The sequence below is a fragment of the Corynebacterium axilliensis genome, from assembly GCF_046097495.1.
GTDB lineage: Bacteria > Actinomycetota > Actinomycetes > Mycobacteriales > Mycobacteriaceae > Corynebacterium.
This window is the reverse complement of the sequence record NZ_CP175768.1, coordinates 788,719-808,437: the sequence shown is the minus strand read 5'-3', so window position 1 is coordinate 808,437 and position 19,719 is coordinate 788,719. Positions and strand designations below refer to the sequence as shown.

Here is a 19,719-nt window from a genome sequence, read left to right as displayed (position 1 = left end):
GCTAGTCGCCGACACCACGCGCCTGCAGGGCTTCTCCCATGGCGCGGGCGCGGCGGATGGAACGAATAACAACCGGGGTGCCAAAGGCCGTGAGTGAGGCCGCGGCACCCCGGGCTTTTCGCGCGTCTAGCACCTCGAGGACGGTGCTGAGCATGAGGGGGAGAAGGCGAATGGTTAAAGACATCGCCAGCGTAATGTTCTCCACGGGCACGCCGAACCGGGCGAGCGGGGCCAGCACCCGGTCAAAGGAATCCATCATTTCAGAAACCTGCGTTGTCAGCGTCAGGAGAATGGCCGCGGCAACTGCCGCGTAGACCGTGAGAAACATGATGGCGGCGTCCACGAAGCCCTTTTGCCACCACTGGAAGGCCGCGAGGGCAATCAGGAGGTAGAGCGGCGGTGCAAGCTGTCCCACCGCGACGCGGAAAGGGATCCGCGCGACGGGGAAGAGTGCAAAGACTAGGGCCAGGCTCAGCCCCGCCCAGGGTATGGTGTGCACCGCCAGCGAGGTCACCAGAATAAAGGCGATCAGCGCGACAAACTTGAGCGCTGCTGGGAGGCGGTGAATCACGGTATCGGCGTCCACGTAGAAGCCGAGGGGGATGTTCTTGGGCATGATGCTAGAGCGGGCGGGAGGCCATGAGGTCGGTGTAGAAGGGGATGACGTCTTCGGGTACGCCGTCGGCGGCAACGCGGTGGTTGTCGATGCACAGCACGCGGTCGAAGTCGGAGAGGAAATCCAGATCGTGGGTCACCACGATGAGCTGCTGTTCCAAGCAGGCGAATTCCCGCCGTATCCGGTCGCGATTGCGCAGGTCAAGCAGCGTGGTGGGCTCGTCCGCAATGATGACGGTCGGCTGCATGACCAAGACTGCGGCAAGTGCCAGCAACTGCTTTTGCCCGCCGGAGAGGGTGTGCGGTGACTGCTCGGCCAGCGAGCTGAGGCCAAAGCGTTCAAGGGCGGCGTCGACGCGCGCGGCACGCTCCGCTTTGGGGAGCTTGAGCCGACGCAGAGAAAAGTCCACGTCATCTTGCACGTTCGGCATGACAATTTGGTTCTCTGCATCGGAAAAGACAAAGCCCACTTTGCGGCGCACCTCTTTGCCATGCTTGGCGACGTCCACCGTGTCCACCAGCACCTCACCTTCCGTGGGCTCACCCAGGCCGTTGATGAGGCGAACCAGCGTGGACTTGCCGCCACCGTTGGCGCCGATGATGCCGATGCGCTGCTCTGAAAGCGTCAAGGAAATGTTGGTGAGAACCTGCTTGTCGTCGAAGGAGACCGAGACGTTGTTGAAGTCAATCCGTGGCACGACGGTGGCCTAAACCTGCTGTTGGGTAGAGCGAGCGCGGCGCCCCATGAGGTCAGGGAAAGCGGTGTGTACGCCGACGGCTACGGCCACCATGACGGCAACCTTAATGAGATCCGGGATGAGGAACGGGCCCTGAGCGAGGATAGCGGCGCCGAAGGACATGTCGGAGCGCACCATGAGGCCGATGCTGCCGCAGAAGTACTGGATGGCCAAGCCCACGACGCCAGCGACGGCCAGAGTGGCAATCATTCCGCCCTTGGCACGCGGGGCGCGGTAGGCGATGAGTCCCGCGATGGCGGGGGCGATGATGTAGCCCACCAAGTAGCCCACGGTGGGGCCGGCAATGGCGCCGAGGGCGCTGCGTCCGCCGGCCAGGATGGGCATGCCGACTAGGCCCAGTGCGAGGAAGAGCAGTCCGACGAAAAAACCACGTCGCCCGCCCAGTACGAGTCCGGCGAGGATGATGACGGCGTTCTGGAGGACAATGGGCACGCCCGCGGTCGGGGTGGGGATGGACACGAAGGCGAAGACGATAATGAGGGCTGTGAATACTGCGACGTAGGCGATGTCGAGCGCGACAGAGTTCTTTTTCATGGGCCGAAGTTTATCCAGCATTGCAACGTGCCAGCAAATACGGGATTTTGAACGGTGTTCAAGCTTGGCGTTTTCTTGCCTGGAATACCCTCAACTGGGTGGCGGGGGTTAGCTTGTTCGACACACCAGGGCGAAAGTGGATAATCGAACACCTGTGTGTGTATTGTGTGTGGAGAGTCCGGCGGGCGCGCTAGGGTGTGTTCGTGGTTCGGGAATGAGCCGGGAACCTAGCGGCTGCAGCCGCAGTCTAAAGGCTAAACACTGCACAGAAATTAGCGAATAGCAACGACAAGTAACCACGACGAGGTAAAGGATTACATGGCTACGAAGAAGAAGTCCTCGGCGGCCAGCAAGGCCGGAAAGGGCGATGACCGCCAGAAGGCGCTCGACGCCGCAATGTCGATGATTGAGAAGGATTTTGGCAAGGGTGCTGTGATGCGCCTGGGAGATGACGATCGCCCGCCAATCCAGGCCATCTCTTCCGGAAACACGGCGATTGACATTGCGTTGGGCGTGGGCGGCTTCCCGCGTGGACGCATCGTCGAGATTTACGGTCCGGAATCCTCCGGTAAGACCACTGTGGCCCTCCATGCAATCGCCTCAGCGCAAAAGACCGGCGGAATTGCTGCTTTCATTGACGCCGAGCACGCGCTTGACCCGGAATACGCCCGTCTGTTGGGCGTGGACACCGACAATCTTCTGGTGTCCCAGCCGGATACCGGTGAGCAGGCTCTCGAGATTGCGGACATGTTGGTGCGTTCTGGTGCCATCGACATCATCGTCATTGACTCGGTGGCAGCACTGACGCCGAAGGCGGAAATCGAGGGCGAGATGGGTGACAGCCACGTGGGCCTCCAGGCCCGCCTGATGTCCCAGGCGCTGCGAAAGATGACCGGCGCGCTATACAACTCCGGCACTACCGCCATCTTTATTAACCAGCTGCGCGAGAAGATCGGCGTGATGTTCGGTTCCCCGGAGACCACCACCGGTGGTAAGGCCCTCAAGTTCTACGCTTCCGTGCGCTGCGATATTCGCCGTATCCAGACGCTCAAGGACGGTCAGGACGCCATTGGTAACCGCACCAAGCTCAAGGTGGTCAAGAACAAGGTGTCCCCGCCGTTCAAGATCGCGGAGTTCGACATTATGTATGGCGAGGGCATTTCCCGCGAATCCTCCATTATTGACTTGGGCGTGGAGAACGGCTTTATCAAGAAGTCGGGCTCGTGGTTCACCTATGAGGGCGACCAGCTGGGCCAGGGCAAGGAGAAGGCGCGGCACTTCCTCAAGGACAATCCGGACTTGGCGGATGAGATTGAGAAGAAGATCTTCGTCAAGCTGGGCGTCGGCGCGGCTGCGGCTGAGGCCGGCGAGGACGTGGCCATGGATGTGCCGGGCGCGGACGATCCGCTCACGGATGAGTCCGTGGATTTGGTCCCCAACGTCGATTTCGACGACGACTAATCTGCCTTACTGATGGTTCAACCCTCACCGGACAAGATTGAGCGCTTGCGCCGCGCCCTCGAAGAGTATGAATCGGGGAACGCGGGCGGCAACCTCATCGATACCGAAGCAGAGGAAGCCAAGGCCGCGGTGCGCTCCCGCGCGCTGGGCCTGCTGGATCAGCGGGCCCGCTCCCGGAAGGAGCTGCAGGACCGGCTCGTCGCAGCCGAGTTTGAGCCCGACGTTGTCGAGGCAGTCCTCGATGACCTCGCTGGCGTGGGGCTTATCGACGATGAATCCTTCGCGCGCGAGTGGGTTCGCCAGCGCCACGTGCGGCGCGGTAAGTCCGCCCAGGCCCTCAACCTGGAGCTCAAAGATAAGGGCGTTGCTGCCGAAGATCGCGCTGCGGCCCTGGAGCAAGTGACCGAAGACTCGGAAGAGGCCATTGCTCGCCAGATTGCGGCGAAGAAGGCCCGCACGCTGAAGAAGGTCCCCGCGGACCGCCACGAGCGGGATAAGTTCCTGCGGCGCATCGTGGGCACCCTGGCGCGCCGCGGTTACAACCAGGGCCTGACCATGCGGGTATCCATCGAGGCGCTCGATGCGCGCATAGCGGAGCTGTCCTAGGCAATCCCTGGGTTAAGCGCGCCTATCCAGGGCTGCTGACGCATTATGAGTAGCGGGAGTGGGCCGTTAAAATGACCCGACGTGAGCACCCCTGTAACTGAAAACCAGCCCCGCACCTACGAGGTGCGTACCTTCGGCTGCCAGATGAACGTGCACGATTCCGAGCGTATCTCCGGATTGCTCGAAGAAGCCGGCTACACCGCCGCCCCCGCAGACGTGGAGCCGGACCTCGTCGTCTTCAACACCTGCGCGGTGCGCGAGAACGCTGATAAGCGCCTCTACGGCACACTCGGCGCGCTCAAGAAGACCAAGGAAAATCACCCGGGCATGCAGATCGCGGTGGGCGGATGCCTGGCGCAGAAGGACAAGGACACCGTCCTCGATCACGCGCCGTGGGTCGATGCCGTCTTCGGTACCCACAACATGGCCGCGCTGCCGACTTTGCTCGAGCGTGCCCGCCACAACGACGAGGCACAAGTGGAGATCGTGGATGCTCTTGAGGCCTTCCCCTCCGTGCTGCCCGCCAAGCGCGAGTCCGCCTACGCCGGCTGGGTGTCGGTGTCCGTGGGCTGCAACAACACCTGCACGTTCTGCATTGTCCCGTCCCTGCGCGGCAAGGAGGAGGACCGCCGCCCGGGGGACATCCTGGCGGAGGTCCAGGCACTGGTGGACCAAGGCGTGACCGAGGTGACCCTGCTGGGCCAGAACGTCAACGCCTACGGCGTCAACTTTGCCGACCCCGACCTGCCGCGAGACCGTTTCGCCTTCTCCAAGCTTTTGCGCGAAGTAGGCAAGATCGAGGGACTTGAGCGCCTGCGCTTTACCTCCCCGCACCCGGCTGAGTTCACCTCTGACGTCATCGATGCGATGGCGGAAACCCCGTCGGTATGCCCGCAGCTGCACATGCCGCTGCAGTCAGGCTCGGACAAGGTACTCAAGGACATGCGCCGCTCCTACCGCACGAAGAAGTTCTTCGGCATCCTCGATGAGGTGCGCGAAAAGATGCCGCATGCGGCGATCACCACTGACATCATTGTGGGCTTCCCGGGGGAGACGGAGGAGGACTTCGAAGCCACCCTGGATGTGGTGCGCCGCGCCCGCTTCGCCTCCGCATTTACGTTCCAGTACTCGCCGCGCCCAGGCACGCCGGCGGCAGAGATGGAAAACCAGATCCCCAAGGAGGTCGTGCAGGAACGCTTCGAGCGACTTGTCGCGCTGCAGGATTCCATCCAGGCCGAGGAAAACGCCAAGCTGGTCGGCGCCGATGTTGAGCTGCTGGTGCAGGCTGAGGGCGGCCGCAAGAACGACGAGACGCACCGCATGTCCGGCCGTGCTCGCGACGGCCGCTTGGTGCACTTCGCGCCAGTCGATGCTGACGGCAAGGACATCTCCGGTGACATCCGCCCCGGCGACGTCGTCCACACCACGGTGACGGATTCCGGTTCCTTCTTCCTCGTGGCTGATTCAGGCGTGACCGAGCACCGTCGCACCAAGGCCGGTGATATGTCCGCTGCTGGCCAGGTTCCTACCACCGCACCGATTGGTGTGGGCTTGGGCCTGCCGGGCGTCGGCAAGCCCAGCGCTCCTGCGGCGTCCGCTGATGCCTGCGGGTGCTAGGGGAGTAGGCTCCGAGGATATGAGTGAGGATTTCCACGCCGCCCGTGATGCCCGTGCCGCCCGTGATGCCGTAGCAGCAGAGCGCCGCGCGGCCAAGCGCCTAGAGCTGGGCAACTTCCGGTACCTTCTGATCGCTTCCGTCGCTGCGTACGTGGCCTACCTGCTGCTCCCGTACGCGGGCGCGGCGCACGGCTGGGAAGCCCTTGCACTGACGGAGACTTCCGAAGGCGTGCGAATCTCCATCATGGAGACCGTGAGTGCGTGGTTCGCGTTGCTCGGTGTGGGCGTGCTGACCACGGCGACTATTTTCGTGCGGCGGACGTCCCTGGCGCTGGTTGCCTGGATGCTGGTGACTATTTCCTTCTTCATCAACCTGTGGGGCTTCTGGTTCCGTGGGAGCGCGGCTGATGGCGCGTCCATCGGGATGTATGTCGGCGCGCTGTCCACGTTGCTGGCGTTTGTGGCGTACTGCAACGTGGCCCTGCGCCGCAGCCCAGAGCAGCTCGCGGCCGCGGAGCGCGTGCGAGAGACCTCCGGCAAGCTCGATCACGTGGGTCTGCTGCAAACGGAAGCTGCTACGGACCTGCCGGCGGAGCAGAACCCGCTGCTGGTCGACGACCGCCGCTCCCAAGCCGCCGCCCGCTACCGCCGGCAGCACGGCGCGGAATAAGCGTCCGCTACGCCGTGTTGTGGTGGGCATGGCATCACTATTTGACTCACTTGAACTGGGACGACTGACCCTGCCGAACCGCGTGACGATGGCACCGTTGACGCGCTCACGCGCCGGCCGCGACGGTGTCCCCACGGACTTGCACACGACGTATTACACGCAGCGCGCCTCCTTGGGACTCATCGTGACCGAGGGCGTCTTCCCAGCAGTGACGAGCCGAGCCTTCCCGGGCCAGACCGGCATCGAAACCGCGGAACAGGTCGCCGGCTGGCGCCGCGTGGCCGACTCCGTTCATGCGGCAGGCGGGCGCATCTTCATGCAGGTGATGAACGGCGGGCGCTTGTCCCACGCCAGCCTGCTTGAGGGGGAGCAGCCGGTGGCTCCGTCGGCGCTAGCCTCCGGCACGGCGGTGCGTGATTTCGAGTCCCGCAAGGAGTGCCCGGTTCCCCGTGCCCTCGAGGCTGAGGAGCTGCCGCGCATCGTTGATGAGTTCCGCCAGGCGGCCCGCAACGCCGTCGACGCTGGCATGGACGGCGTGGAGATTCACGGCGCTAACGGCTACCTGCTCCACCAGTTCCTGTCCCCGAGCTCTAATCACCGCGAGGATGCCTATGGCGGATCCCCGGAGAACCGCTACCGCCTCGTGGAGGAGGTCGTGCTCGCAGCAGCCGAGGAGATCGGAGCTGACCGCGTAGCGCTGCGCCTGTCCCCGCAGAACAATATCCAAGGCATTGCGGAGACCGACGCCGCGGACGTGCTCGCCACTTACGGCGGCCTGCTCCGCGCCACCGCCGACCTTGGCCTGGCCTATGTGTCCTTCCTCAACGCGGAGCCTACCGGCGAGCTGATTTCTGAGCTGAGTGCTCACGCCCGCGCGAATGGGCGCACCCGGGTCATCCTTAACTCCGGCTTTGGCCAGATCACCCAGCGCGAGGAGGCCGAGCAATTGGTGCAGCACGGCGACGCCGTGGCTGTGGGCCGGTTGGCCATCTCTAACCCGGATTCTGGTCCGCCGCTGGCAGGAGGAGCTGCCGGTCACGGCCCCGGACGAGTCCACCTTCTACACGGGCGGGGAGCGCGGCTACACCGACTACCCGTCGTACACCGTCAGCTCGTAGGCGCTGCTTGCAGAAATAGCGTGGGCGCCGAGGCGCGCGTAGAGCGCGTTCATGGCGGGATCGGCGTCCGCGACGGAGCAATATGCGCGGCGCACGTCCGGCCAGTGGTGGCTCACCGCGTGCTGGGCGTGCTGCTTGGCGCGGGTAGCAAGCCCCCGTTGGCGGTGCGCACGGTCGGTGACGGTGAGTGTCCACTCGCAGACTTCCGGGTCGGCGTCGCTGTGGCGGGACAGTTCCGTGAGCGACACCACGCGGCCGCCCTCAATGATGGCGACGAGCAGCGTGTGAGCGTGACGGGAGCGCAGCCGGGCATGCGCCTCCTGGAGGCGCTGCCGGGTCCACACGATGGGCTCCACGCTGAGGTCGCCGAAGACGGCATCCGTGGAGGCCAAGGTCAAAAGCCGCAGGACATCGTCTAAAAACTCCTCCGGAATGTCATAGTCTGGCCACACGTGCGCGCCGAGGACCGGGGGAGTGTCGTTGATGTCCACGTACATCTGGTGCTCGGAGTGCTTGCGGGTGAACCCCAGCTCAGTGTAGGCCTGCGACATGGGGTCGTAGTGAAAGTCCGCGTCCGGCGGATAGAGCATTCCTACCTGGACGGTGCGGCGGCCGAGCTCGCGCGCCAGCCGCAGGGCTTCGCGGGCCAGTGCCCGCGTGACTTCCAGGGCCTCCGGGGCTAGCTCCTCCCCGGGCAGCGGCAACAAATCAGCGGCGAGGACGCATTCGACGTCTGCGTTGTCCGTCTCTTCCAACAGCGGGAGGGAGATGTGGATGAAGCCATCGAAGTCGATCTCGGGGCTGGGCTCCGCCGCGGAAATGACGGGGAGGCCTAGTTCGCCGGCCTCCCCGAGAGCGGAATCCGTCAGGCCGAAGAGCAGCGTGCGGGACTCGGTTGAGCCCTGCAGGCGCTGGAGGACGCGGCGCGGCGAGCTGCTGGCCGCGGGATCACCGCTGGCCTCCTGGGCCGCCAGGTTGGCGTCGAAGACGAAGCTGCGCAGGCAATCCGCTGGTTCGGCGGTGGCCGCAGCAGCGGGCGACGGCGCGACTATCTGGACGAACACCTACTTGTCGTTGACAGCGGCTGCGGCGGCGTCCGCGAACTCCTGCCACTGTGCTGCCTGAGCGCGTAGGTCTTCGGCCTTCTTGGTGTTGCCCTTGGCCTCGGCGGCCTCGGCCTGAGCGTTAAAGTCATCCACCTTGGCCTGGAACTGGGCCACGCGGGCCTGCGCCTCCGGGTCGGTGCGGCGCCACTCAGAGTCCTCGGCGTCGCTCACGCGCTTTTCCAGTGCGGAAATCTTAGCCTCATACTCGCGGACCTGGTTGCGCGGGACGAATCCGATCTCCTCCCACTTCTCCTGTAGCTCACGGAGCTTGGCCTTGGCCGTGTCGATGGACGTGGAGGGATCAATCTGCGAGTCGTATTCCGCGATGAGAGCATCCTTCGCCGCGGCGTTGTTCGCGTACTGCTTGTCGCGCTCTTCGTTGACAGCGTTGCGGGCGTTAAAGAAGTGATCCTGGGCAGCGCGGAACTTGGCCCACAGCTTGTCATCGATCTCGCGCGGCGCGCGGCCGGCGGCCTTCCACTCCGTCATGAGGTCGCGGTAGGCGCGGGCGGTCTCGCCCCACTCGGTGGACTCCTTGAGGGCCTCGGCGCGCTCCACCAGCTCTTCCTTCTTGGCGCGCGCGGCGGCGCGGTTACGGTCCAGCTCAGCAAAGTGGGAGCCGCGGCGGCGGTTGAAGGAATCACGGGCGCGGGAGTAGCGCTTCCACAGCGCGTCATCCGTCTTACGGTCGATGCCGCGGATCTGCTTCCACTCCTCCAGGATGGCGCGGATGCGATCGCCCGCGGCCTTCCACTCGGTGGAGTTGGCGGCAATGTCCTCCGCCTCGGCAGCCAGCTTTTCCTTCTTGGCAATAGCCTCCTCGCGGTGGCGGGCCTTGTCCGCCTGGGCCTGCTGTCCGGCTTCGACGGAGTGCTCGATGACGGCGCCCAGGCGGGTGTCGAGCGCTGCAATATCGCCGATCACAGCCTGGGTGGGCAGTGATTCACGCAGCTCCTGCGCGGTGGACTTGATGGACTCCGCCTCGCCCGGGTGTGCGGTGAGGCGGGATTCCAGCAGGGCGATCTCAGTGGAGAGGTCGTCGTAGCGAGCGCCGTAGTGCGCCAGGCCTTCCTCCGGGGTGCCGGCTTGCCACTCACCAATCTTGCGCTCGCCCTCCGGGCCGGTCACGAACACGGAACCGTCGGCGTCAACGCGGCCCCACTTGGCGGGGTCATTTTTCGGGGGCGTAGCGGGGCGTGCGGCCGGAGCGGCAGGCTTCGGGCCGGGACGGGCGCCCTTGCGGGGCATTGCTCCAGGAGTAGGAATGGGAGACATAGGAGGAAACCACCTTCAGTACACTCGCGCCGCGCGACACGGCTGCCAAAACTTATGCCACCTAACACTACCGTTTCCACCGCTTGGCCGCGTGCTAACCACCCAAATGCGACCTATAGGATGGGAATCGATGCTGAATCTTGTAATCATGCCCGCCTCCCCGGCGCTGGCGGAAGAACTCTCACCCAACGACGACGCCTCGCGGGCCCTCCTTGCTGCAGCCCGCGAGTTGATACGGGATTTCGCGCGCGGCCAGTCTGCCCCGGTGAACGTGGATATCGTGGGCTCGCAGGCCCAGCGCTGGTACACCGCGCACACCGGGAGCCTGCGCGCGTGGGGCGCGCCGCAGGTCGAGGTAGGCGGCGGCAACTATCTGCCGGAGCTCATGGCCCGCTATGCGCTCAGCCGCGAGCTGGGAGCGGAGGGCTTTCGGGTGGCGGATTCCCGCGCCGATATCGCTCAAGTGCACCCGGACCGGCTGACCATTGTCTGCGTCGACGGCAGCGCGGGCCTGACCCAGCGCGCGCCGCTGGCCCTGGTGGACGGTGCCCAGGACGCCCACCTGTGGTGCGAGGGTCTCGTCTCGGGGGCTGCCGGGGGACAGGAGCACTGCGACGAGGAGTTCCTGCGCTCCGCCGGGGTAGTAGAAACCGAGCTGTGGGCACAACTGGCTCGAGTGCACCCGCACCACGCGGAGCTGCGCGCGGCGGATTCCACGCTGGGTGTGGGCCGCTACGTCGCTGGGTGGGCGGTGTCATGAGCACTCCCGCTGCACCCACAGCCTCCACAGCTCCCATCGCTGTTGTAGGACCCACCGCGTCCGGAAAGTCCGCACTCGGCGTGGCGCTTGCGCACGAGCTCGACGGAGAGGTAGTCAACGTCGATTCCATGCAGCTCTACCGCGGCATGGACATCGGCACGGCCAAGCTCACCGTGGCCGAGCGCGAGGGCGTGCCACATCACCAGCTGGACGTGTGGGACGTGACCGAGACCGCCTCGGTGGCGCGCTATCAAGCCGCCGCCATCGCGGACGTGGAGGACATCCTGGCCCGTGGCAAGACCCCCATCCTGGTCGGTGGTTCCATGCTCTACGTGCAATCCTTGGTGGACAACTGGCAGTTCCCGCCCACGGACCCACAGGTGCGAGCGCGCTACGAGGCGCGCCGGCAGGAGATTGGCACGGATGCCCTGCATGCGGAGCTGGCGAGCATCGACCCTGCCGCCGCGGACATCATCGAGGACAAGGACCCACGCCGCACGGTGCGAGCCCTGGAGGTCATCGAGCTGACCGGACAGCCCTACAAGGCGAGCCAGCCGCCCAAGGATGCCCCGCCGCGCTGGGGAACGCGCATTCTGGGGCTGCGCACCCAGGCAGACTGGCTCAACCCACGCATCGAGCTGCGCAGCCGCCGTATGTTTGACCAGGGTCTGGTGGAGGAGGTCGAACGCCTGCAGGCCCAGGGGCTTGTCGCAGACTCCACCGCCGGGCGCGCAATTGGCTATGCACAGGTACTGCAAGCCCAGCGCGGGGAGTTGACGTGGGAGGAGGCCGTGGAGCGCACGATCACGGGAACGCGGCGCTACGTGCGCCGTCAGCGCGCGTGGTTCAACCGCGACAAGCGCATTGCGTGGCTCGACGCCGCCGGGGATACCCTCGGGCAGGCGCGCCGCGTTCTCGCCACCGACGTAGACTAGCGCCTATGAAATTTGCCAAGGGACACGGAACTGAAAATGACTTCGTCATCGTCGAGGGCACGCAGCCGCTGCCGCCAGGGCAAGTAGTCGCGCTGTGTGATCGCCGCGCCGGGCTGGGGGCTGACGGCGTCCTCCGCGTCATCCGCGCCGCAGAGCTAGTGAAGGCGGGGGAGATTGACGCGCTCGCGCCGGGTATTGATCCAGAGGACTGGTTCATGGACTACCGCAACGCCGATGGCTCCGTGGCGGAGATGTGCGGCAACGGCACGCGCGTCTTTGCCCACTGGGTACGCTCCCGCGGGCTGGTGGATAAAGATACCTTCACGGTGGGCACCCGCGCCGGGGCAAAGCAGGTGACAGTGCACTCCTGTAGCGACACCGATGCGGTGGTGAGCGTGGAGATGGGCCCGGCCACCGTGCTGGGTGTGTCCACCGCGTCGATGGCCGGGGAGAGCTTCGCCGGCCTGGGCGTCGATATGGGCAACCCCCACCTGGCAGCGGTCATCCCGGGCCTCAGCCCCCAGGCGCTGGCGGAGCGCACGCTGGAGCAGCCAGTCTTCGATACGGAGTTTTTCCCCGCGGGCGTCAACGTGGAGCTGGTGACCCCGTTGGAAGACGGGGTGGCGCACATGCGCGTCTTCGAGCGCGGCGTGGGGGAGACTCGCTCCTGCGGCACGGGGACGGTGGCGTCGGCACGCGCCGCGCTTGCCGACGCCGCACTGGGCACCGGCAACGTCCGTATCATCGTCCCCGGCGGCGAGGTGACCGTCGCGATTAGCGATGACGGCTCGACGCTGACCGGCCCCTCCCGCATCGTGGCCAGCGGCGAGGCCTACTTGTAGTCTGTGCCCAGGCTGAGCGCGGCACAGCGTGCCGCGAGCCAGGATTCCTTGAGCTCGGCGGCGCGTTCGTCGGCGACCTTGAGCAGCGATTCCAGCTCGCTCGTTTCCACGTCCGCGGCGTTGATGCGGGCGTTAAGCCGGCGCAGGAAGCGTTGGGCCCCGTGCATCTCGTAGTGGAAGGCCTGGATGGTGGGGTGGGCACAGTCAACGTCGGCAAGCGCGGGGCGGTGCAGCGTGCGATCCGCCAGGGACTCCGCGTCGTCGCTCGTGGCAAACGTGGCGTAATCCTGCAGCACATCGGTGATGTCCTCCACAGTCAGCGCGATGGACGCGCGCAGCGCCGCGTGTTCGGACGCATTGGGGCGCGCGCTAGCAAACAGCCACATGGCGCCGGCCACGAGCACCGCCAGCACGGCCCCTGGCATCTTCAGCGTCGAGATCAACACCGCAGCGGTGGCTACGGCGAGAAACACGGCGAGCTGCCGGCGCTGAGATGCGGAGAAACTCATGTATTCCACCCTACGATATGCCTAGTGGCCGCCGCAGCCGCAGCCTCCGGAGCCGCAACCGCAACCGCCGCCGGTAGGCAGCGCGATGGAGGCAGTGAGCATGGCGGTACCCGCGAGCACCGTGTCCTTCTCCGGGAGCTGACCGAAGGACTCCGGCAGGCACAGATCGAAGGGGAAGGCGCCGTCCATAACCATGTGCATGAAGCGCTGGCCGGTGAGCTGATTGTGGCGCCACTCGGACTCCATGACGCGGGCAGCAAAGGTGCAGCCCGGCGTCGGCGCCGCAGCCCCGGAGCCGGAGGCAACGATGGCGGCTCCCTCGGACTCGAAGGTAGCCGGGTACACGCCGTGCTGCGCCTCGTAGGCGTCGGAGTTGTCGTAGCGGGCAACGTCGAGCCCCATCGCCGTAAGTTCCACCTGCTGCCACTGCTGGGTATCTTCCTCCACCAACAGCGGGCCCTGTGCCAGGTTGGCGGTGGCCTGCGTGATGACGGTGCCGAACGGGTCAATGATGTCGAGATAGGCCAGCACATCATTGATCATCGATACGTGCGCAAAGCCCTGGGTCACCGACTCGAAGCCTATGAAGGTTGCGAAAGGTTCTACCGCCAGGATGTTGAGTTGGGCACCCGAGGCGTCAGTGAACTGGATGAGCTGACCGCCGCGGACCTCGCCGGTCACCGCCAACTGGTTGGTGGAAATGGCGGCCTCGACGGCGTCCTGCCAGCGCTCGTAGTTCAGGCCGATCGCCTGCATCTCGGGGTGGGTCGTTTCTTTCACGCTCATAGCCACTATTGTATCCGGCACCCGCCCCAGCCAAAAATGACTAAGTACGGCCCAAGTCGTAGAAACTGGATTCCCGTTTCTGCAGGCAGTCGTGCAAGAATGGGGAGCAGTATGACAGATAAGACGCATGAAGAACTCCTCGCGCAGGCCTTCGGGGAGCCCGCGCCCGCACCGGCCGAGCCGACCACCGGTGACTTAGACCTAGCAGAGCGCAACGCCTTCCGCCGCGTGACCCGGGAAACCACCATCCGTTCTGAGGACACCACCGACGGCTACGAGGTGGAGTACCGCAAGCTGCGCCTGGAGCAGGTGGTGCTCGTCGGCGTGTGGACCGAGGGAACCGTGGCTGAGGTAGAAGCCACCATGGCGGAGTTAGCGGCGCTGACGGAAACCGCCGGCGCGGAGGTCGTTGAGGCCATCTACCAGAAGCGCGAGAAGCCGGATTCCGGAACCTACATCGGCTCCGGCAAGGTCAAGGAGCTGCGAGAAATTGTGGAGGCCACCGGTGCCGACACCGTGGTGTGCGATGGCGAGCTCAACCCGGGCCAGCTCACTGCGCTTGAGCGCGCGCTCAACACCAAGGTTATTGACCGTACCATGCTCATCTTGGACATCTTTGCCCAGCACGCGAAGTCCAAGGAGGGTAAGGCACAGGTATCTCTGGCGCAGCTGGAGTATCTCTACACGCATACGCGTGGTTGGGGTGGCAACCTCTCGCGCCAGGCGGGTGGCCGCGCCGGCTCCAACGGTGGCGTGGGTCTGCGTGGTCCGGGTGAGACCAAGATCGAGACCGACCGCCGCCGTATCCGCACGCAGATGGCGCTGCTGCGCAAGGAGCTCAAGGCGATGAAGACGGCGCGTGAGGTCAAGCGCTCGAAGCGGCAGCGCTCCACCGTGTCCCAGATTGCCATCGCCGGCTACACCAACGCCGGCAAGTCCTCCCTGATTAACGCGATGACGGGCGCGGGCGTACTGGTGGAAGACGCCCTGTTCGCCACGCTGGATCCGACTACGCGCCGCGCCGAGCTTGCCGATGGCCGCCAGGTCGTCTTCACCGACACCGTCGGCTTCGTGCGCCACCTGCCCACGCAGCTGGTGGAGGCCTTCAAATCCACCCTCGAGGAGGTCTTGGCCGCGGATCTCATGCTGCACGTGGTCGACGGCTCCGACCCGTTCCCGCTCAAACAGATTGAGGCGGTGAACCAGGTCATCTATGACATCGTGAAAGACACTGGTGAGGAAGCCCCGCCGGAGATCATCGTCATCAACAAGATCGATGAGGCCGATCCCCTCGTCCTGGCGGAGCTGCGTCACGTCCTCGACCGTGACAACGTGGTCTACGTGTCCGCGAAAACCGGCGAGGGAGTAGACGAGCTCACCGCCCGGGTGGAGCTCTTCCTCAATTCCCGCGATGAGCACGTGCAGATGCTCATTCCGTTTACCCGCGGCGACGTTGTGGCACGCCTCCACGCTGAGGGCACCGTGCGCAGCGAGGAGTACTCCGGGGAAGGCACGCTTGTCGACGTTCGACTGCCCGCCTCCGTCGCCGCCGAGCTCGCCGAGTTCCGTGTGGAGGATTCCGCTTAGGATTCGGGGCGCGGGTGGGCCATAATTAAGACTCGTGAGTATTTTTGCCTGGGACGTCCATGGGGACGGAAAAACTATTAAGCCGGGTGCCGTCGTTGCGCCCGAAGAACGATTGAGCTGGGGCCGCACCATTGGCATCGGCATGCAGCACGTCGTGGCCATGTTCGGTGCCACGCTGCTCGTGCCCACCCTGACGGGTTTCCCGGTCAACACCACGCTGCTCTTCTCCGGTCTGGGAACCATGCTGTTCCTCACGATCACACGCAACCGCTTGCCCTCCTATCTGGGCTCCTCCTTTGCGTTTATTGCGCCGCTGACCGCCTCACAGCAGTACGGGATCGGCGCGCAGGCCGGCTCGGTCCTGGTAACAGGTCTGGTCCTCGTGCTCATTGGACTCGGAGTAAAGGCTGCCGGTAGGAAGGTCCTCGACGCGGTCATGCCGCCGGCGGTCACCGGTGCCATCGTGGCACTCATCGGCCTGAACCTAGCACCCAATGCGGCCTCCAACTTCTCCAGCCAACCGCTGGTTGCCACCGTCACCTTGGCGGCCATCATCCTGGCCACCGTGGCGGGACGCGGCATGGTCTCGCGTCTATCCATCCTCATCGGCGTTGTCGTGGGCTGGGCGTTTGCCGCGGCCACCGGCAACCTGGGGGAGGGCGCGGTGGAATCCATCCGGGAGGCCGCCTGGATTGGCTTCCCGCAGTTCCACGCACCCGAATTCCACATCTCCGCCATTCTGGCGGCGCTGCCGGTGCTCGTCGTCCTCATTGCGGAAAACGTCGGCCACGTCAAGGCCGTCTCCGAGATGACCAAGCGCAACCTCGATGACCTCGCTGGCGACGCCCTCATTGCCGACGGCCTGGCAACCTCCCTGGCTGGAGGCTTCGGCGGCTCCGGTACCACGACCTACGCGGAGAACATCGGCGTTATGGCCGCCACCCGCGTCTACTCCACGGCCGCGTACTGGGTTGCTGCCATCACCGCCATCGCTCTGGCCTTCATCCCGAAGTTCGGCGCGCTCATCTTCACCATCCCCACCGGCGTCCTGGGTGGCGCCTGCCTGGTGCTCTACGGCCTTATCGGCATGCTCGGCGTGCGCATTTGGATGGATAACAAGGTCAACTTCAACAACCCGGTGAACCTCACCGCGGCGGCGGTGGCGCTTATTGCCGGTATTGGCAACCTCACCCTGGACGTCTTTGGCGTGACCCTGGAGGGCATCGCCTGGGGTTCTTTAGGCATCATCGTCCTCTACCCGGTGATGAAGAAGCTCTACGAGACTGTCGGCGAGGGACACGGCGCGAAGTTCTAGCGCTCTCGCCGCATAAGTGCGGCGAGAGCGGGGCACAGTGGCGGGGGATAAGGGGCCGGAGTAAAGACACCATCTGGAGCAGTATTGAACTAAACCTCCCAGGTGGCTGCGTGCAGAAACCTGCATAAGGTGTGTTTACTCCGGTCCCTTCGAGTACTTCACTGCTTCCTCATCTCCGAAACCACGGTGCGGCATTAGGCCTGCGAAGAATTCGTCGTTCACCCACACTTCATCACTTCCGAGCCGCGTTTGAACGTAGTCAAGCAGCTCGTCCACCGTGTGTAGGTAGACCTCGTCATCGGTGTGAGTTGGCCACGTAATAGCTTCGGGATTGGTGAAATCAGCTTTTCCAATCGGGTAGTCTCCCGCGAGCTGATCCGCCCAAAGCACTGAAGCTATCCCGTGATAGAGGATTTCAGTACTGATGCCACGGCGGAAGCGGGTGTCTGCCCCCACTATTTCGTAACCTATAAACGCTAGGCCTTTTTCGCATTCAATCTCTATGGCCAGGACGGTATCGATAGCCAATGAGTGCCTTATGAGCGCGACAACGGTGAACTTCGGTTCCTTCCACTTTCCTTCGTGTGGGTAATGGTTCTCGGAAGCAGTAAAACTGTCCAAGCGCGGTGTTAAGGCTTTTTCAATCTTTGCTAGATCCAGGTCTTCGATACCTAAATCGCTGGGAGTGGTGGGCCGGTTCGTCATGGAATAACGCTAACAAAGCTGCACAATGAAAAAGCTCCCGCCTCCTTCACCAAGAGGGAAGCGGGAGCGTGCGCCTAGAACGGCGGGACGCTACTTAGGAAGCGTCGAGGTCCTGCTCAATCAAGCCGGCAATCTTCTCAACTGCAGCCTCGTTGTCAGAGGTGATGGTGACCTCATCGCCCTGCTCGGCGCCCAGCGCCATGATCATCAGGGAGGAGGCGGCATCGGTCTCGTCCTCGTCCTCGTCGCCGACGAGTGTCAGGAAGATGTCCTCATCGAACTCGGCGGCAGCATCAGCGATGATGGAGGCCGGACGTGCGTGCAGTCCGACGGAGGAACCAACCTTGACGGTCTTAGAAGCCATGATGACAGTCCTTTCGGCTTAAAGCTTTTTCGTGATTACAATTGTACGCCCGTTACGGGTTATGCCGCAGCCTTGGTCTTTTCTGCCTGCGCAGCGGCTTGCTCCGCAGCCTTGTTAGGCCAGAACTGCTTCATTGCGATGACCGCGAGGGCGGCCACCACAACGCCGGCCAGGATGGCTACGAAGTAGGCCCATGCTGGCTCGATGGCGAAGATGACGAAGATGCCGCCGTGCGGGGCACGGGACATAACGCCCAGGGCCATCGACAGTGCGCCGGTGACCGCGCCACCCAGCATCATGGAAGGAATAACGCGCAGCGGGTCGGCAGCGGCGAACGGGATTGCGCCCTCGGAAACGAAGGACAGGCCGAGCAGCCAGGCAGACTTACCATTCTCCTGCTCAGCCGGGGTGAACAGGTTCTTGCGCAGGAAGGTAGCGATGGACAGCGCAATCGGGGCGACCATACCGGAGGCCATGACGGCCGCCATGATCTTCATGGAAGCCTCGTCACCAGTGGACAGGCCAGCGGTGGCGAAGAGGTAGGCCGCCTTGTTCACCGGACCACCCAGGTCGGAGCACATCATGAGGCCGAGGATGATGCCCAGCAGCACGGCAGAGGAGCCGGACATGGAGGACAGCCAGTTCTGCAGGCCTTCCATGATGGCGGCTAGCGGAGCGCCCAGCAGTAGGTACATGAGCAGGCCAGTAATCATCGTGGCGAGCAGCGGGATGATAACGACAGGCATGAGGGAACCGATCCAGCGCGGGACCTTCCACTTGCCAATCCACATAGCGACCAGACCGGCGATAAGGCCGGTGACCAGACCACCGATGAAACCAGCGCCCAGGGTAACGGCGATGGCGCCGCCAGCGAAGCCCGGTGCAATACCCGGGCGGCCCGCGAAGGCGAAGGCGATGTAGCCGGACAGGGCAGCAACGATGAAGCCCATCGCCGCCTGACCGGTGGCGAAGAGGACCGCGCCCAAGTAGAGGCCAAGACCAGAGTGCTTGAACGTGGTCGTCACGCCGTCCACCACCACGTCGTGTCCCGGCAGGTTAGTCAGCGAGTAGTCGGTGGTGATGACCTGCCAGCCGTTGGCCACATCGTAGCCGCCCAGCAAGAAGCCCAAGGCCAGCAGGAGGCCGCCAGCGGCCACGAACGGCACCATGTAGGACACACCGGTCATGATGGCCTGCTGGATGCGCTTTCCCCAGCCCAGGCCTTCGCCTCCTTCCTCCGCAGCGGAGGAGGACGCACCGGCGGTGCCGGAGACCTTGTGTGCGTTCGGGTTCTTGGAGGCGGCGATGGCCTCGTCGATCATTACGCCCGGCTCGTTGATGGCGCGCTTTACACCGGACTCGATGACCGGCTTGCCTGCAAAGCGCTCGCGGTCGCGGACTCCGACGTCGGTGGCGAAAATGACGGCGTCGGCAGCCGCGATGGTCTCCGGCGAGACCGAGGTGTTGTTCGACGATCCCTGTGTCTCCACGGTGAGATCGACGTCGTTGCGCTCTTCTGCGGTCTGCGTCAACGCGTCGGCAGCCATGTAGGTGTGTGCGATACCCGTCGGGCAGGCCGTTACAGCCACGATGCGCGTCTTGTTGCTGGACTCGCTGGCAGCGCTCGCCGGTGCGGCGGCGGCGCCAGCGGGCGCAGCGTCAGCGGCAGGAGCCTTCTTCGGCTTCTCCGCGTTGACCACGCCGAGGACCAGCTTCACAATCTCTTCCTTGGTCTGCGCGTTGCGAAGAGCCTCGAGGAAGTCCTTTTTCACCAGCGCGCGGGCCAGCTTGGACAGGATCTTGAGGTGGGCCTTGCCGCCGCCCTCGGGGGCTGCGATGAGGAAGACCAAGTGTGCGTCGCCATCCGGGCCGGAGAAGTCTACACCCCGAGACAGACGAGCAAAGGCCAATGTCGGCTCCGTGACTGCGGCAGAACGGCAGTGCGGGATAGCCACTCCGCCAGGAACGCCGGTGCCGGCCTTGGCTTCGCGGGCAATGGCCGGTGCTGCGAGCTCGTCAACGGAGGTGGCGCGGCCGGTGTCGTGGACCAGCGTAGCCAGATTGGTGATGACTGATTCAATACTGTCACCAAAATCGGCGTCGAGCGCCACGAGATCGGTGGTAATGAGAGCGGATGCCATGGTGTTGGGCACTCC

19 protein-coding genes and 1 pseudogene are annotated in these 19,719 nt (G+C 64.5%); 10 read left to right on the top strand and 10 right to left on the bottom strand.

Annotation, left to right across the window (positions count from 1 at the left end; genetic code table 11):
• Position 1: 1 nt before the first annotated feature.
• The 3 genes from ACKFR8_RS03935 to ACKFR8_RS03925 are packed head-to-tail and all read right to left on the bottom strand — an operon-like array spanning position 2 to position 1,907.
• The gene (locus ACKFR8_RS03935) at positions 2–616 is read right to left on the bottom strand and encodes an energy-coupling factor transporter transmembrane component T family protein (protein WP_296130858.1); all 615 of its coding nucleotides are present in this window, start codon (positions 614–616) and stop codon (positions 2–4) included.
• Positions 617–620: 4 nt separating this feature from the next.
• Positions 621–1,313, bottom strand: coding sequence for an energy-coupling factor ABC transporter ATP-binding protein (locus ACKFR8_RS03930; RefSeq protein WP_408930621.1), 693 nt, complete (start codon positions 1,311–1,313; stop codon positions 621–623).
• 9 nt (positions 1,314–1,322) lie between these two features.
• The gene (locus ACKFR8_RS03925) at positions 1,323–1,907 is read right to left on the bottom strand and encodes a biotin transporter BioY (RefSeq protein WP_296130863.1); all 585 of its coding nucleotides are present in this window, start codon (positions 1,905–1,907) and stop codon (positions 1,323–1,325) included.
• Between the two features lie 318 nt (positions 1,908–2,225).
• Here ACKFR8_RS03925 and recA point away from each other — a divergent pair, with 318 nt between their 5' ends.
• The 5 genes and pseudogenes from recA (at position 2,226) to ACKFR8_RS03900 (ending at position 7,379) form a co-directional block, all read left to right on the top strand.
• Positions 2,226–3,368: a recombinase RecA gene (gene recA, locus ACKFR8_RS03920; RefSeq protein WP_296130866.1), complete on the top strand. Its 1,143-nt coding sequence runs from the start codon at positions 2,226–2,228 to the stop codon at positions 3,366–3,368.
• 12 nt (positions 3,369–3,380) lie between these two features.
• The gene (recX, locus tag ACKFR8_RS03915; protein ID WP_408930620.1) at positions 3,381–3,974 is read left to right on the top strand and encodes a recombination regulator RecX; all 594 of its coding nucleotides are present in this window, start codon (positions 3,381–3,383) and stop codon (positions 3,972–3,974) included.
• Between the two features lie 81 nt (positions 3,975–4,055).
• Positions 4,056–5,591, top strand: a complete 1,536-nt coding sequence (miaB, locus tag ACKFR8_RS03910; protein WP_408930619.1) for a tRNA (N6-isopentenyl adenosine(37)-C2)-methylthiotransferase MiaB — start codon at positions 4,056–4,058, stop codon at positions 5,589–5,591.
• A 19-nt stretch (positions 5,592–5,610) separates the two neighbouring features.
• Entirely contained in the window at positions 5,611–6,261 is a 651-nt protein-coding gene (locus tag ACKFR8_RS03905) for an Rv2732c family membrane protein (RefSeq protein WP_408930618.1), read from the top strand.
• A gap of 28 nt (positions 6,262–6,289) precedes the next feature.
• A pseudogene (locus tag ACKFR8_RS03900) lies at positions 6,290–7,379 on the top strand (alkene reductase).
• Here the strand turns inward: ACKFR8_RS03900 and ACKFR8_RS03895 are convergent.
• Both ACKFR8_RS03895 and ACKFR8_RS03890 read right to left on the bottom strand, forming a co-directional pair.
• Complete coding sequence (locus ACKFR8_RS03895; protein ID WP_408930617.1) at positions 7,352–8,443, bottom strand: GNAT family N-acetyltransferase; 1,092 nt, start codon at positions 8,441–8,443, stop codon at positions 7,352–7,354. The pseudogene ACKFR8_RS03900 and the gene ACKFR8_RS03895 sit on opposite strands and share 28 nt — an antisense overlap.
• Positions 8,444–9,760, bottom strand: a complete 1,317-nt coding sequence (locus ACKFR8_RS03890) for a DUF349 domain-containing protein (protein ID WP_408930616.1) — start codon at positions 9,758–9,760, stop codon at positions 8,444–8,446.
• Between the two features lie 130 nt (positions 9,761–9,890).
• Here ACKFR8_RS03890 and ACKFR8_RS03885 point away from each other — a divergent pair, with 130 nt between their 5' ends.
• The 3 genes from ACKFR8_RS03885 to dapF are packed head-to-tail and all read left to right on the top strand — an operon-like array spanning position 9,891 to position 12,297.
• On the top strand, positions 9,891–10,520 hold the full coding sequence (locus tag ACKFR8_RS03885) for a hypothetical protein (RefSeq protein WP_408930615.1): 630 nt from the start codon (positions 9,891–9,893) through the stop codon (positions 10,518–10,520).
• Positions 10,517–11,455 carry a tRNA (adenosine(37)-N6)-dimethylallyltransferase MiaA gene (gene miaA / locus ACKFR8_RS03880; protein WP_408930614.1) on the top strand — a complete coding sequence of 313 codons (939 nt, stop codon included), beginning with the start codon at positions 10,517–10,519 and terminating at the stop codon, positions 11,453–11,455. The genes ACKFR8_RS03885 and miaA overlap by 4 nt, the downstream gene beginning before the upstream one ends.
• Before the next feature lie 5 nt (positions 11,456–11,460).
• The gene (gene dapF / locus ACKFR8_RS03875; protein WP_408930613.1) at positions 11,461–12,297 is read left to right on the top strand and encodes a diaminopimelate epimerase; all 837 of its coding nucleotides are present in this window, start codon (positions 11,461–11,463) and stop codon (positions 12,295–12,297) included.
• Here the strand turns inward: dapF and ACKFR8_RS03870 are convergent.
• On the bottom strand, positions 12,288–12,806 hold the full coding sequence (locus ACKFR8_RS03870; RefSeq protein ID WP_296130896.1) for a hypothetical protein: 519 nt from the start codon (positions 12,804–12,806) through the stop codon (positions 12,288–12,290). The two genes, dapF and ACKFR8_RS03870, sit on opposite strands and share 10 nt — an antisense overlap.
• 21 nt (positions 12,807–12,827) lie before the next feature.
• Positions 12,828–13,592 carry a hypothetical protein gene (locus ACKFR8_RS03865; RefSeq protein WP_408930612.1) on the bottom strand — a complete coding sequence of 255 codons (765 nt, stop codon included), beginning with the start codon at positions 13,590–13,592 and terminating at the stop codon, positions 12,828–12,830.
• A gap of 111 nt (positions 13,593–13,703) precedes the next feature.
• Here ACKFR8_RS03865 and hflX point away from each other — a divergent pair, with 111 nt between their 5' ends.
• Together hflX and ACKFR8_RS03855 are read left to right on the top strand one after the other, a co-directional pair.
• Positions 13,704–15,179 (top strand): GTPase HflX, encoded by a 1,476-nt coding sequence (gene hflX / locus ACKFR8_RS03860; protein WP_408930611.1) that lies wholly within the window; start codon positions 13,704–13,706, stop codon positions 15,177–15,179.
• Positions 15,180–15,213: 34 nt separating this feature from the next.
• The gene (locus tag ACKFR8_RS03855; RefSeq protein WP_408930610.1) at positions 15,214–16,494 is read left to right on the top strand and encodes a uracil-xanthine permease family protein; all 1,281 of its coding nucleotides are present in this window, start codon (positions 15,214–15,216) and stop codon (positions 16,492–16,494) included.
• A gap of 135 nt (positions 16,495–16,629) precedes the next feature.
• On the opposite strand, the gene ACKFR8_RS03850 is transcribed toward ACKFR8_RS03855, so the two are convergent.
• The 3 genes from ACKFR8_RS03850 to ACKFR8_RS03840 form a co-directional block, all read right to left on the bottom strand.
• Positions 16,630–17,199, bottom strand: coding sequence for a hypothetical protein (locus ACKFR8_RS03850; protein ID WP_408930609.1), 570 nt, complete (start codon positions 17,197–17,199; stop codon positions 16,630–16,632).
• A gap of 94 nt (positions 17,200–17,293) precedes the next feature.
• Positions 17,294–17,563: an HPr family phosphocarrier protein gene (locus ACKFR8_RS03845; RefSeq protein ID WP_408930608.1), complete on the bottom strand. Its 270-nt coding sequence runs from the start codon at positions 17,561–17,563 to the stop codon at positions 17,294–17,296.
• A 59-nt stretch (positions 17,564–17,622) separates the two neighbouring features.
• Positions 17,623–19,704, bottom strand: a complete 2,082-nt coding sequence (locus ACKFR8_RS03840; RefSeq protein WP_408930607.1) for a PTS fructose transporter subunit IIABC — start codon at positions 19,702–19,704, stop codon at positions 17,623–17,625.
• Positions 19,705–19,719 lie beyond the last annotated feature (15 nt).

Excerpts from the sequence above, each read along its gene's own strand:
- ACKFR8_RS03890 (WP_408930616.1), bottom strand. The coding sequence starts at position 9,760 with ATGTCTCCCATTCCTACTCCTGGAGCAATGCCCCGCAAGGGCGCCCGT.
- recA (WP_296130866.1), top strand. The coding sequence starts at position 2,226 with ATGGCTACGAAGAAGAAGTCCTCGGCGGCCAGCAAGGCCGGAAAGGGC.
- recX (WP_408930620.1), top strand. The coding sequence starts at position 3,381 with ATGGTTCAACCCTCACCGGACAAGATTGAGCGCTTGCGCCGCGCCCTC.
- ACKFR8_RS03845 (WP_408930608.1), bottom strand. The coding sequence starts at position 17,563 with ATGGCTTCTAAGACCGTCAAGGTTGGTTCCTCCGTCGGACTGCACGCA.
- dapF (WP_408930613.1), top strand. The coding sequence starts at position 11,461 with ATGAAATTTGCCAAGGGACACGGAACTGAAAATGACTTCGTCATCGTC.
- miaA (WP_408930614.1), top strand. The coding sequence starts at position 10,517 with ATGAGCACTCCCGCTGCACCCACAGCCTCCACAGCTCCCATCGCTGTT.
- ACKFR8_RS03885 (WP_408930615.1), top strand. The coding sequence starts at position 9,891 with ATGCTGAATCTTGTAATCATGCCCGCCTCCCCGGCGCTGGCGGAAGAA.
- ACKFR8_RS03905 (WP_408930618.1), top strand. The coding sequence starts at position 5,611 with ATGAGTGAGGATTTCCACGCCGCCCGTGATGCCCGTGCCGCCCGTGAT.
- ACKFR8_RS03925 (WP_296130863.1), bottom strand. The coding sequence starts at position 1,907 with ATGAAAAAGAACTCTGTCGCGCTCGACATCGCCTACGTCGCAGTATTC.
- ACKFR8_RS03935 (WP_296130858.1), bottom strand. The coding sequence starts at position 616 with ATGCCCAAGAACATCCCCCTCGGCTTCTACGTGGACGCCGATACCGTG.
- hflX (WP_408930611.1), top strand. The coding sequence starts at position 13,704 with ATGACAGATAAGACGCATGAAGAACTCCTCGCGCAGGCCTTCGGGGAG.
- ACKFR8_RS03850 (WP_408930609.1), bottom strand. The coding sequence starts at position 17,199 with ATGACGAACCGGCCCACCACTCCCAGCGATTTAGGTATCGAAGACCTG.
- ACKFR8_RS03865 (WP_408930612.1), bottom strand. The coding sequence starts at position 13,592 with ATGAGCGTGAAAGAAACGACCCACCCCGAGATGCAGGCGATCGGCCTG.
- ACKFR8_RS03870 (WP_296130896.1), bottom strand. The coding sequence starts at position 12,806 with ATGAGTTTCTCCGCATCTCAGCGCCGGCAGCTCGCCGTGTTTCTCGCC.
- ACKFR8_RS03840 (WP_408930607.1), bottom strand. The coding sequence starts at position 19,704 with ATGGCATCCGCTCTCATTACCACCGATCTCGTGGCGCTCGACGCCGAT.